Consider the following 11461-nt stretch of genomic DNA (forward strand, 5'->3'; position numbering starts at 1 on the left):
CAGTTTTCTTTGATAGTAAGTATTTAAGGGATATTCACTCACTTTTTTAATTTGATTTATTCTTTTCCTGATTTAAATATTGCTTATATTTAGGATTTTTAGCGGCAAATTCATGTAGCTTATCCCCGTAGCTTTCAATCCATTGCTTTACAATTCTTTCTGCTATTTCACTGCCCTTGTACTCTCTGCCAGCTTTTGCATAGGTGGTTTCAAAATCCTCCCAGAGAAGCTCCACCCAAGTTCGTGCCTGGCTATAGGATAGTTGATTATTTTTACTCAATAGCTGTTTTGTTAATCTTTCATGATAATCGTTCACGTCATCACCTCTTTACCATTTATTTTTATCATAACCCTTCAGTAAAAGGCGATACTAACGGTACGTGGAAAGCATTGAGAATGCTTTGCTTTGCACGTGTTTCTCATTCCCAAAATGGAGGTATATCATGAGAAATAAAGCAACGAATTTCCCTAATCAAAATAATAACAAGCTCGAGGGAGAACCGCGGGCGAAAGCTGAATATGCGTCTACAAGGGCAGACGGCACAATCAATACACATCCGCAAGAGCGGATGCGTGCATCTGGTGAGCGTGATGATGAATCGCCTCAGGTTTATAAATAAAAAGCGGCAGCACTCTAAAAAAGAGGCAATCCAGAGAATGATTCTCTGGTTTGTCTCTGATTATTTCAACCATTTTAATAGCGATATTGGTAAAGCCTCTTCTTTTCCATCACCCTTAAGCCGGTAACCCCATGCAAAAACGCCATTCATATAATCAATTTTAAAATATTGTCCAGGATCGCCTTCTAATTCGTAAATCTCCCCAGGTTTAAACGAATCAGGATTTATCAAGTATGCTTTGGCCATTTGTACCTTTCTTTCGAGCACTGCAAACTCATTAACCATCCCCATTTGTTCTGCCTTTCGTGCTTTTTCTTGAACCATAGCAATTTCCTGCCTTAACTCATGTTCGGTCATTTCACTGTAGCGTTTCTCCTGCTGCATCTTTTTCACTCCCATTTATCTCTTTATTTTAGTATAGTTATATTTATAAAATAAAGAAAGAAAGAACAAATGATAAAGGAGGCTTTTCAATGAAAACAATTATCGTAACTGGGGCCGGTTCTGGTTTAGGAAAGGAATTGGCTCGGCTTTACTCACAACAGGGCTATCACCTATTATTAACCGGAAGAACGATTGAAAAATTAATCAAGGCTAAACAGGAAATTGAAGTAGATGGCGGAAAAGCTGATATTCTTCAATTAGATATTCGAAATGCTCAGGAAGTTTCGAAAATGGCAGAACAAATTAGCCATTTATATGTGATTTACGGATTGATAAATAATGCTGGTGTTGGCCATTTCGGACCATTTTTGGAAATGAATGAACAACAAATAACTGAAATGTTAACTGCGAATGTTTTAGGGACGATTTTAATGACAAAGGCATTCTTGCCGTATATTCTGAAAAATAACGAAGGACGAATTATGAATATTATATCCACCGCTGGTTTGCGTGGGAAAGTAAATGAAGCGGTTTATGTTGCGAGCAAATTTGCCGTAAGGGGATTTACCGAAAGCCTGCAGAAAGAATACGAAGGAAGCAAAATTAAATTTAATGCAGTTTATATGGGCGGTATGGACACCCCTTTTTGGGATGAAAGCGACCATATTAAAGACAAATCACGCCTTAGCTCTGCAAAGGAAGTCGCAGAAACTATTATCCAACAAATGGATCAAGACACGATTATTATTGATACGAAAAAATCATGACGCTTTAGTCATGATTTTCTATTTCTAAGAGGAACTTTTCAATCAGGTCCATCGAAAAACCTTTCCGATATAATGCTTGCTTCATCTTCTGCTCATACTCATAGCCACTGAATTTATTATACTTCCGGGCGGCCTTTTCACCCTGAAATCTGATAGCCTCCATTCCCTCATCATTATCTTTATTCACTTCGGTTTCATTAACGGCAATATTAATGACTTCATAAGAAAATCCTTTTCTAAGTAGCAAATTCTCAAGTTTTTGCTTTTGAATTTTCAGCGATTCCTTTGCATTCTTTTGAAAAAACTTTTCGCTTATCTTGGTTGCCTTTTCAATCTGCTGTTCTAACGGAAATTCCTTTAAAGCTTTGACAAGGATTCTTTCTTCAATTTCCTTTTCCTTTAACTCCCTTTTTACTGCATTAGGGCCTTTATAGGTTGTATTGGCTTGCGTTCTAACATAAGCGAAAGCATATTCCTCATCATTTATGTACTTCTGAGCGATTAATCTATGCAGAATTTCATTAATAATCGGTTCATCAATTTCCTTTTGAATGAGATAATCTTTTATTTCCTTCTCCGCTCTCATCCTCCTAGCCAAGTAATTGATGGCTAAGTTATATGCCTTGCGAATATCATCTTGATACTGGATTTCCAAAAAGGAAAAATCGTCAAGCTCCATTCCCTTTTTCAATTGAAATTTGATTAAAACTTCAATATCGACACTAAAGGCATATTCCTCACCCTTACCCTTGCCGTAATCCATAAAAATATTAAAACGGTCTTGATTTTTCCGCTGTGTGGTGATTTTTGTAATAATGGCCATGTCATTCACCTCAAGATTACTTTACCATATTCTTCATTATTTATTGTACTATTAAGGTAAATAGGGGGCGGTAAAAAATGAAAATTGCCATCGCAGGCGGCACAGGTTTTGTTGGAAAGGCGCTAGTAAAAGAATTGGTGGAAAATAATCATCAGGTTGTTATTTTAACAAGAAATGTGGTATCCGTAAAAGGCAGCAGCAAAGTACGCTATCTGCAGTGGCTGAACGACAAGGCAAACCCACTCAATGATCTTCAAGATACAGATATCTTTATCAACCTTGCCGGTGAATCGATTAATAGTGGTCATTGGACAGAAAATAGAAAAGGTAAGATATTAAACAGTCGTCTAGACGCAGTGAAAGCTTTGTTAAACATAATGAATAAATTAGACCGTAAGCCCAAGGCTTTTATCAATGCAAGTGCGATAGGTATTTACGGAACATCCTTAGAAAAAGTATTTACTGAAAATGAAGAGCATGGATTAGGAAATGACTTCTTGGCAAATACGGTGAAACAATGGGAAAACGAAGCAAACAAGGCTTCTCAGTTAGGAATTCGCACTGTTTTTTGTCGGTTTGGCATTATCCTCGATAAACAGGAAGGAGCCCTTTCAAAAATTGCTTTCCCTTATAAATCATTTATCGGCGGTTCACTTGGAAATGGACAACAGTGGATGTCATGGATTCACATTAATGATGTCGTGAAGGGGATTGGCTATATTATTGAAAATGAGAACATCCATGGTCCAGTTAATTTTACAGCTCCACAGCCTGCCACAATGAATGAATTTGGTCAAACACTTGCATCGGTATTACATCGGCCCCATTGGCTTCCAGTTCCTCGCTTTGCCCTCCGCTTATTGCTTGGCGAAATGAGTACATTGGTTGTTGACGGTCAAAAGGTTTTACCAAATAAGTTATTAGAATTCGGATACCAATTTAAATATCCTGAACTCAATCATGCGTTAAAAAATATATTTTCTTAAAGTTTTTAGTATCATTCCTTCCGTTAAAGGTAAAAATGGAAAATGGTACATAAAGTGCTTTTGACTTTGACTTTTACCACTAAGCTTGATGACGATTAACAAAAAATGTTGAAAGGAATGAGCAAAATGGCGGAAAAGAAGAAAAAGGATAAGGATAGAGGGAAATACACTTTATCAAGTATGCAGGAAGTATCCTATCAACGTGAATTTAAAATGGCAGATCGTGCTGGCGGTTATACTGACAGAAAAACAAGACTTTAGTCAAGTCGGGTGCGTATGAATTAAGTGGAAGCCGTTTTTTTCCATTCATGACAACCTTTCGAATTGTAAAAGCTATAATGGAGAGCAATCAACTCTCTAAAAGCTTTCAATGAAAGGGGTTTTTGGCAATGGGTCGTTCACGCGGACAGAAATCACGGGATAAAAATAAAGGGTCACTTCCACAGGTGCCAAAGAACATGAAGTCGGATGGAATTGATGTAGAATATTCGCAAGAACTAGCTGATCATGCCGACCTTGAGGCGCAGGCACGATCAAATGCAGCTAACCAGCGCGCAAATAACCGTAAAAAATAACATGAAAATGGAAGCAGGTTTTGCCCTGCTTCCTAAAACTAATTTTGCTAATTCTTTTGACTACCGTTGTGCAGCTTTTGCTGCTTTTATATGACCTTTTTGAAATAGCCTTTGATAAATGGAACAGTGTAACGGTCAATTCCGAACAAGTATGCTCCTGCACCGGCGAATAATAGAACCATTGCTGCTGTATAAAGAATTGGGTTAGTGCTAGTTGTTCCTGCAAGCATAAAGTTTAGGTTCATAAAGGCTCCTGCAATTAGGGCTGGAATGGTTGCTAAACCGACGATTAAACCAAGTCCAACAAGTAATTCTCCCCAAGGAATCAAAACGTTGAAGATTTGAACATTTGGAACGGCGAATTGAGTTAAGAAGTCGGCATACCAGCCTTGTACGGCTGGGTGATCACCTGTTGCATTTGCAAGTGCCCCTTTTAAAAATCCTCCTGCATCAAACCCGCCTGTTAATTTATGATAGCCTGCTTCAATCCATTGTAATCCTAGCCAAACTCTTAATACTGTCCAAACAACTGCTGACTGAGGGGTTTTGTACCATCTCATCAGAATCATCTCCCATTAATTTTTTGTGAATTATTTCACAAATTAATATAAATGAATTTTTTCCCCTTTCGATGAGGGGCTTATCAGCTAGCTGTATCTTGTATTGAGGTTTGTGAATTGTTTCACTATCCTCTCTACACTTATAATATACTCTGCCCTTACTGAAATGACAACGACTTTCACAGTTTCTTAACATATTAATGTTAGAAATTTGAACAGAATGTGAAGAGGTGGCATTCAAATCATGATGCCACCTCAATTTAACTTCATTTCTTTTTTGACACAAAGGATTGAAAGTCATCCGTATAAGCAACTACTCTTCCCCATTCCATAAGATTCTCATCGGAAATCTTCCAGGTGTGTTTTTCTGGTTCTTGCCTGATGACCGCAAAATGATGGTGATCCGTGGAGTAGATCTGAAAACCTGCTTTTTTAGATTGTTCAATGAAATAATAATCCTCCGCCCGATTCACCTTTTTAAATCGAACGTTATGGAATACTTCTTTTCTAAACATTAATGTGGCACCGGCAACAGTGTCGGTAATGGAATTTTTTGTCCCTCGAACATGAATCAACGCTCTCTTATTTTTAAAATAAATATAATAGGAGCTTTTACCGACAATCGAAATATTTTTATCCTTAAAAGCATCCATTCCATTAGTAATGTAGTCGGGGCCATAATAGTCGTCGTCATCAAATTTTGCGATAAAAGCATCATTCGATTTCATCACCCCAAAATTTAAGCAATCGCCTAAAGTCGCTTTTTCTGGTAGTTGATATACCTGGATATTACGATAGGTCTCTGCCTTCCTGATCCATCGGTCAATGTCCATTGAATCCTTATTCAAAATAATAATTAGCTCTTTATCCTTCCAAGTTTGCTGCTGGAAATTTTTGAATACATTATCGATACACTCTTCTCGTATCGTACAAGTAATAATAGAAACCACTTTTTCACCCCTTCTAACTAGTAAGAAATGCTTTTAAACGCTCATAATTTTTTCTAAAAAATAGGTTAAATTTTTATACTTATTTATGGCTTTAAGATCATAGATATCATCTTGGAGCTCCTTTCTAGCTTCTGAGTCAAAGCCTGAAGCTCCTAAGATGTTGGTGTGAGGGATATCAACTTCGAGGAAAAGGATGATTGTTTCAAGGATGATGATGAATTTCTCCTGGAACCTTTGAAGCCGTTCATGGTTTGAATTTACGAGTAATTTGTATTCCTTTAATACCTTATTCATCATTAATAGGTTTGTAAGACCGGAAAGCTCCAGGCCAAGAATAAGGACATCGATGTCATGATGTTTGATCGTAAAGAGGCCAAAATTCCCAACTGCTTCTTTCCATTTTCCTTCCCCAACAGGATGCTCTTGGTGGTATGCCTGCACCTCACTAGTCACCATAAATTCGGCGCCCATTTTATATAAGCGGTAGCCTAATTCCCAATCTTCATAACCATAATGGAGAAATCCTCCATCAAACATCCCTGCATGAACAATAAACTCTTTGCGTGTAGAAACATTAGCTGTTATAAATGCCATCCAAGGAAACGCAAACCCTTCCAAATCAGCATCAAAGTTTTTTGTTATCTGCTGAAACCACGGGTATCCTTTTACCGCTAGATCCTTGAAGGTTTTTCTGGCAATATCACGTTTATCTAATAATGGATAGGGCTCATCAAGGGAATATTTAGCATCCTGGTATCGCGTATATATTTCTTGATAATTCTTTGTTATGTCTGAAATGGTGTTTATTTTACGCTTGGAGAAATCGGGGAACAGACATGAATAAAGAACTTTAGTATGCATCGCCCCGGACAAAATTAGGTTAGGTTTGGATTGGTGATACTTATAATGATTTTCGACAAAGTCGGGTTCAGTTATCATTTCCGCATCCAGAAAAATCAGAACGCTCCCCCTTGAGGAACGGATGCCTACATTTCTCACCTGCGCTCTTCCAAGCTTTTCTTTTGTGCGAATGTACTTAAAATGAAAGGGCGGGGAATAGTTTCTTAGATTTTCTTCGGTTTTGTCTGTTGACGCATCATCAAGAAAAATTACCTCCATTTTAGCAGCATTGAAGGTTTGGAGTTCAAGTGAATAAAGAGTAAATAAATTTAGTGGATACTTGTTAAATGATGGAATAATGATACTTACTTCAATATCTTGGTAGTCATTTCTTTCTGTGCTTGAGTCTAACATGATGCACCCTCTTCAATTTTCCTTTTGGTCAAGCTTTTACACAATATGTATACCAATCGAATTTGACTAAACTCTTCCCTAGTTTTGGGGGCAGAAATAATAATAACCATAAAAAAAAGAGCACCGAGATGCTTCTTTTAAATAAATAGCGTTCATTTTGATTTTTCCTATAAGGCTGATAAGGCTTTCGGCTTTAATTTAATTGCTGACTGATATTCCCCTAGGAATGGAAAATAAACAAGGTCTTCCTGTTGATTAGCAAGCTCCACAACATCTTTCTTTTCCGCCCTAATGATAAAGGTGTCCACAGAAGCCTGATCAAGCCATGTGATTAAAGGGTTGATCTTTGTCTTGGTAAGGCCGTGGACTAACCATGTTTCGCTGATTTGCCCCTTTTTCTGTTCAATTGGAACAGCTGCCATTTGTTTGAAACTTCTATCGTGGTAATGATTTTGGCAGACGTAGACCAAATCTTCGATGATTGCACTCGCTGTTGGAAACATCCCTGCCCCCGGTCCCTGCAAGGTAATTCTTCCCACAATATCGGAATGGACATTAACAGCATTCTCTACCCCTTCCACATGATAAAAGGGATGCTCCTTGCCGACAAGTACAGGTTGAACGCTTCCTGTTATTTGACCGCCCTCCCTATTAATACTTGCAACATGTTTAAATCTTAAACCCAGCTTTTCAGCTGCATCGATTAAATCACGAGTTACCGAAGTAATCCCCTCCCGCTCGACATCCTGCCAATTCGGTTCCTCCCCAAAAGCAATTCTGCTTAGGATCATGGTTTTATAAAAGGCATCAAATCCCTCAACATCATTTGTTGGGTCCGCTTCGGCAAAGCCGTTCTTCTGGGCCTGCAGTAAGGCTTGTGCGAATGACTGCTTCTTTTCACGCATTTCGGTTAGGATAAAATTCGATGTCCCGTTTAAAATTCCTTGAACCTGCTGGACGCGGTTAATTTTTAACAACTGCCCTAGCGTTTGAATAACTGGAATTCCGCCTGCTACCGTCGCTTCAAAGCCAACAGAAACTTTATTTTCCTGTGCAAGCTTTAACAGTTCCTTCCCATGATGAGCGAACATTTCTTTATTAGCCGTAATAATGTGACAGCCCCGCTCGATTGCCTTTTTTAAAAATGTTAAGGGCGGTTCTTTACCGACAATAGCTTCAACCACAACATCAAGCTGCGGCAGGCATAGAATTTCTTTAAAATCTGTGGTAACCAAAACATCTTCATTAATGTTTCTATCCTTTTCCTTGTTTCTGATGAGGACCGCAGCAACCTCAACCTTTTTTCCTAAAACAGACGCAAGCTCTTCCTCGTGGGATTGTATCGTCCGATAAACCCCTTCACCAACCGTACCAAAACCAAGGATTGCCACTTTAATGACCGACATGTCTATCCACCCCTTCAATTCGTATTAGACTTAACAAGAGCAATTTGCTTATATTAATATCTTATAAATAGGAAAAACCCTCTTCATAAGAAGAGGGTAGTTTCCTCCCCTTATCTGTCAGGTTAACGAATAACCTGCAGGAATTAGCACCTTTTCAAGGATTAATTACCTTGATGGTTGCCGGGCTTCATCGGGCCTAGTCCCTCCGCCGCTCTGGATAAGAGTTTTATTTATTTTTCATTAAATTTCCAAGTTATAAAAAGAATATTAGCTAAATTTTCTGTCAATGTCAATAGTTTCTTTTATCAGTTTATTTATGAAGTTTCCCTTCAGCCAGCTTAATTTGCTTTATCACCTGCTCTGGTGCTGTTCCGCCAAAGCTGTTCCGAACGGCTACCACATGTTCAGGGGCCAGTACCTTATATATATCATCTTCAAATAATGGACTGAACTCCTGGTATTCTTCGAGACTTAAATCTAGCAAAAATTTATTAGTCTGAATCGCATATAAAACAATTTTTCCAATGATTTCATGGGCCTCACGGAACGGCAAGCCTTTTCTAACTAAGTAATCGGCGATATCTGTGGCGTTGGAAAAGTCATTGTTAATTGCCTTACGCATGACGTCCTTGTTCACGGTCATTGTTTCGATCATCGGTGCCAATAGCATTAATGACCCTTCCAGCGTTTCCACCGTATCAAACATACCTTCTTTATCTTCTTGTAAATCCTTATTATAGGCGAGTGGCAAGCCTTTAAGCACAGTTAGCAATCCAATCAAATTGCCGTATGTGCGGCCAGTTTTTCCTCTCAGCAGCTCTGGGACATCCGGATTTTTCTTTTGCGGCATAATACTTGAACCTGTGCAGAACGAATCATCCAACTCCACAAATTGAAATTCCTGGCTTGACCAAATAACAAGCTCTTCAGAAAGCCTGGAAATATGCGTCATAATAATCGAACCAATCGACAAAAATTCAAGGATAAAATCGCGGTCGCTGACAGCATCCATACTGTTTGGATACACCGTTTCAAAGCCTAGCAGTTCAGCGACACGTTCACGGTTAATTGGAAATGTTGTCCCTGCCAATGCACCTGAACCAAGTGGAAGCCAGTTAACCCGTTTCAAAGAATCTATTAGTCTCTCCTTATCACGTTCAAACATCCAAAAATAGGCCATTAAATGATGGGCAAACGAGACAGGCTGGGCACGTTGCAGATGTGTATAGCCTGGAATCAACGTGTGTACATTTTCTTTCGCTTGCCCGATTAATGCCTGCTGGACATCTTCTAGCAATTTAATCAGTTCGGTCGTTTTTGTTCGTAAATATAGGTGCATATCTGTGGCCACTTGGTCATTTCGGCTGCGTCCGGTATGTAGTTTCCCCCCCACTGAACCAATTTTTTCAATCAAAAGCTTTTCAATATTCATATGAATATCCTCGTCTGCTACTAAAAACTCAACCTCGTTATTTTCTACCATCGTTTTAATAGAAAGAAGTCCACTCTTAATCTGTTGAGCATCTTCCATTGGAATAATGCCGGATTCACCTAGCATTTGCACATGAGCAAGGCTTCCCGCGATATCCTCTTTTGCAAGTTTTTGATCAAAAGAGATAGAAGCAGTGAATTCTTCGACCAATTTATTCGTTTCTTTTGTAAAACGTCCGCCCCATAGCTTAGACATGTGTTTTTCTCCCTTCGAACTGGGCTTTTTTTGTGTATTTTCGCATGAAAAAATTTTTATTTGCGATTATCGGCCTTTTATTTGCGAATCGGCAGGTTTTATTTGCGAATTCAGCCTGTTTATTTGCGAATTTTCCCCTTATATTTGCGAATCACAAAAATATACAGGCTACCCCCGAAATGCAATCTTCGGGGGCACTCTAATTTATTTTAGAACTGATTCTTTTTTATTAACTTCAGAATAAACTTTCGTCGGCAGACCCCAAAGTTTAATGAAGCCAACCGCCGCATTATGATCAAAGGCGTCGCCTTTTGCATAGGTCGCAAGCTCCTCGTTGTACAGACTGTACGGCGATTTACGGCCGACAACCGTATGATGCCCTTTATGAAGCTTGACACGGATGGTGCCTGAAACGGTCTTTTGCGTTTCCTCAATAAAGGCATCAAGTGCAGGTTTTATTGGTGAATACCAAAGTCCTTCATAGATAATCTTTGCCATTTGCTGTTCAACCTGTGTTTTAAATTGAGTAACCTCACGAGTCAAGGTTAGAAATTCTAATTCTTTATGAGCATTGATTAAAATTAACGCGGCAGGATTTTCATAGACTTCTCTGGATTTAATCCCTACTAATCTATTTTCGATATGGTCAATACGGCCAACCCCGTGCTTACCGCCAATCTCATTTAAGGTTTCGATTAATTGAACCAATGGAAGCTGTTCGCCATTAAGGGCAACTGGGACACCTTGAACGAATTCGATTTCCAGATATTCTGCTGCATCCGGCGTCTTTTCAATAGGATTCGTCCAATCAAAAGCTGCCTCCGGTGCCTCTGCCCATGGATCTTCAAGAACGCCGGCCTCACAGGCACGTCCCCAAATGTTAGCATCAATCGAAAATGGATTGTCTAAATCAACAGGAATTGGAATATTGTTTTCCTCTGCATAGGCTATTTCTTCATCACGGGTCATGCCCCATTCACGAACAGGAGCAACCACCTTTAAACTCGGATTTAATGCCTGAATGGAAACTTCAAAGCGAACTTGGTCATTCCCTTTACCAGTACAGCCATGGGCAACAGCAGCTGCGCCCTCTTTTTCAGCAGCCTCCACCAATAATTTTGAAATTAACGGACGAGATAATGCCGACGATAACGGATATTTCCCTTCATATAAACAGTTAGCCTTTAAGGCTGGGAGAATATATTCTTTAGCTAACAATTCTTTCGCATCAATCATAATGGCTTTAATCGCGCCAACATTCAACGCCTTGTTTTTAATCGCCTCTAAATCTTTTCCTTCACCTACATCTAGACCTAATGCAATCACGTCATAACCATACTTTTCCTGAATCCATTTCACGGATACCGATGTATCTAAACCGCCTGAATAGGCTAAAATAATTTTTTCCTTTGTCATCTCAATTCTCCTTATGTCAGTTGTGAATTTTTA

General features: G+C 39.0%; 14 protein-coding genes and 1 riboswitch. Of the genes, 5 read left to right on the plus strand and 9 right to left on the minus strand.

What is annotated here, in order from left to right; genetic code table 11:
- Positions 1-46: 46 nt before the first annotated feature.
- Positions 47-316 (minus strand): YfhJ family protein, encoded by a 270-nt coding sequence (locus tag BSO02S_RS17090; RefSeq protein ID WP_066070007.1) that lies wholly within the window; start codon positions 314-316, stop codon positions 47-49.
- A 127-nt stretch (positions 317-443) separates the two neighbouring features.
- Between BSO02S_RS17090 and BSO02S_RS17095 the strand changes: the two genes are divergently transcribed.
- On the plus strand, positions 444-620 hold the full coding sequence (locus BSO02S_RS17095; protein ID WP_066070009.1) for a small, acid-soluble spore protein K: 177 nt from the start codon (positions 444-446) through the stop codon (positions 618-620).
- A gap of 60 nt (positions 621-680) precedes the next feature.
- Here the strand turns inward: BSO02S_RS17095 and BSO02S_RS17100 are convergent, their stop codons facing one another.
- Positions 681-1004: a YfhH family protein gene (locus tag BSO02S_RS17100; RefSeq protein ID WP_066070011.1), complete on the minus strand. Its 324-nt coding sequence runs from the start codon at positions 1002-1004 to the stop codon at positions 681-683.
- Between the two features lie 89 nt (positions 1005-1093).
- Here BSO02S_RS17100 and BSO02S_RS17105 point away from each other — a divergent pair, with 89 nt between their 5' ends.
- The gene (locus BSO02S_RS17105) at positions 1094-1771 is read left to right on the plus strand and encodes an SDR family NAD(P)-dependent oxidoreductase (protein WP_066070013.1); all 678 of its coding nucleotides are present in this window, start codon (positions 1094-1096) and stop codon (positions 1769-1771) included.
- Between the two features lie 4 nt (positions 1772-1775).
- Here BSO02S_RS17105 and recX read toward each other — a convergent pair whose 3' ends face one another.
- Positions 1776-2594 carry a recombination regulator RecX gene (gene recX, locus BSO02S_RS17110; protein ID WP_066070016.1) on the minus strand — a complete coding sequence of 273 codons (819 nt, stop codon included), beginning with the start codon at positions 2592-2594 and terminating at the stop codon, positions 1776-1778.
- A gap of 77 nt (positions 2595-2671) precedes the next feature.
- Between recX and BSO02S_RS17115 the strand changes: the two genes are divergently transcribed.
- From BSO02S_RS17115 to BSO02S_RS17120, 3 genes are all read left to right on the plus strand, one after another.
- The gene (locus tag BSO02S_RS17115) at positions 2672-3580 is read left to right on the plus strand and encodes a TIGR01777 family oxidoreductase (protein ID WP_066070020.1); all 909 of its coding nucleotides are present in this window, start codon (positions 2672-2674) and stop codon (positions 3578-3580) included.
- Between the two features lie 126 nt (positions 3581-3706).
- Complete coding sequence (locus BSO02S_RS26445) at positions 3707-3841, plus strand: YfhE family protein (protein WP_084375066.1); 135 nt, start codon at positions 3707-3709, stop codon at positions 3839-3841.
- 128 nt (positions 3842-3969) lie between these two features.
- Entirely contained in the window at positions 3970-4155 is a 186-nt protein-coding gene (locus tag BSO02S_RS17120) for a YfhD family protein (RefSeq protein ID WP_066070023.1), read from the plus strand.
- Positions 4156-4241: 86 nt separating this feature from the next.
- Here BSO02S_RS17120 and BSO02S_RS17125 read toward each other — a convergent pair whose 3' ends face one another.
- From BSO02S_RS17125 to BSO02S_RS17150, 6 genes are all read right to left on the minus strand, one after another.
- Positions 4242-4715, minus strand: a complete 474-nt coding sequence (locus BSO02S_RS17125; RefSeq protein ID WP_066070026.1) for a DoxX family protein — start codon at positions 4713-4715, stop codon at positions 4242-4244.
- Between the two features lie 266 nt (positions 4716-4981).
- Complete coding sequence (locus tag BSO02S_RS17130) at positions 4982-5665, minus strand: glycosyltransferase (protein WP_066070031.1); 684 nt, start codon at positions 5663-5665, stop codon at positions 4982-4984.
- Between the two features lie 33 nt (positions 5666-5698).
- A complete protein-coding gene (locus BSO02S_RS17135; RefSeq protein ID WP_066070034.1) occupies positions 5699-6919 on the minus strand; it encodes a glycosyltransferase in 1221 nt (406 codons plus the stop codon).
- 167 nt (positions 6920-7086) lie between these two features.
- On the minus strand, positions 7087-8325 hold the full coding sequence (locus BSO02S_RS17140) for a homoserine dehydrogenase (RefSeq protein WP_066070036.1): 1239 nt from the start codon (positions 8323-8325) through the stop codon (positions 7087-7089).
- A gap of 107 nt (positions 8326-8432) precedes the next feature.
- Positions 8433-8549, minus strand: a riboswitch (SAM riboswitch).
- Positions 8550-8635: 86 nt separating this feature from the next.
- Positions 8636-10012 carry an argininosuccinate lyase gene (gene argH / locus BSO02S_RS17145; protein WP_066070039.1) on the minus strand — a complete coding sequence of 459 codons (1377 nt, stop codon included), beginning with the start codon at positions 10010-10012 and terminating at the stop codon, positions 8636-8638.
- 204 nt (positions 10013-10216) lie between these two features.
- A complete protein-coding gene (locus BSO02S_RS17150) occupies positions 10217-11428 on the minus strand; it encodes an argininosuccinate synthase (protein WP_066070041.1) in 1212 nt (403 codons plus the stop codon).
- Between the last annotated feature and the right edge of the window lie 33 nt (positions 11429-11461).

The sequence above is a fragment of the Neobacillus soli NBRC 102451 genome (assembly GCF_001591665.1).
GTDB lineage: Bacteria > Bacillota > Bacilli > Bacillales > Cytobacillaceae > Neobacillus > Neobacillus soli.

Bases quoted from the DNA above. Each gene is read 5' to 3' on its own strand.
- BSO02S_RS17095 (WP_066070009.1), top strand. From the start codon at position 444: ATGAGAAATAAAGCAACGAATTTCCCTAATCAAAATAATAACAAGCTC.
- BSO02S_RS17100 (WP_066070011.1), bottom strand. From the start codon at position 1,004: ATGCAGCAGGAGAAACGCTACAGTGAAATGACCGAACATGAGTTAAGG.
- BSO02S_RS17105 (WP_066070013.1), top strand. From the start codon at position 1,094: ATGAAAACAATTATCGTAACTGGGGCCGGTTCTGGTTTAGGAAAGGAA.
- recX (WP_066070016.1), bottom strand. From the start codon at position 2,594: ATGGCCATTATTACAAAAATCACCACACAGCGGAAAAATCAAGACCGT.
- BSO02S_RS17115 (WP_066070020.1), top strand. From the start codon at position 2,672: ATGAAAATTGCCATCGCAGGCGGCACAGGTTTTGTTGGAAAGGCGCTA.
- BSO02S_RS26445 (WP_084375066.1), top strand. From the start codon at position 3,707: ATGGCGGAAAAGAAGAAAAAGGATAAGGATAGAGGGAAATACACTTTA.
- BSO02S_RS17120 (WP_066070023.1), top strand. From the start codon at position 3,970: ATGGGTCGTTCACGCGGACAGAAATCACGGGATAAAAATAAAGGGTCA.
- BSO02S_RS17125 (WP_066070026.1), bottom strand. From the start codon at position 4,715: ATGAGATGGTACAAAACCCCTCAGTCAGCAGTTGTTTGGACAGTATTA.
- BSO02S_RS17135 (WP_066070034.1), bottom strand. From the start codon at position 6,919: ATGTTAGACTCAAGCACAGAAAGAAATGACTACCAAGATATTGAAGTA.
- BSO02S_RS17140 (WP_066070036.1), bottom strand. From the start codon at position 8,325: ATGTCGGTCATTAAAGTGGCAATCCTTGGTTTTGGTACGGTTGGTGAA.
- argH (WP_066070039.1), bottom strand. From the start codon at position 10,012: ATGTCTAAGCTATGGGGCGGACGTTTTACAAAAGAAACGAATAAATTG.
- BSO02S_RS17150 (WP_066070041.1), bottom strand. From the start codon at position 11,428: ATGACAAAGGAAAAAATTATTTTAGCCTATTCAGGCGGTTTAGATACA.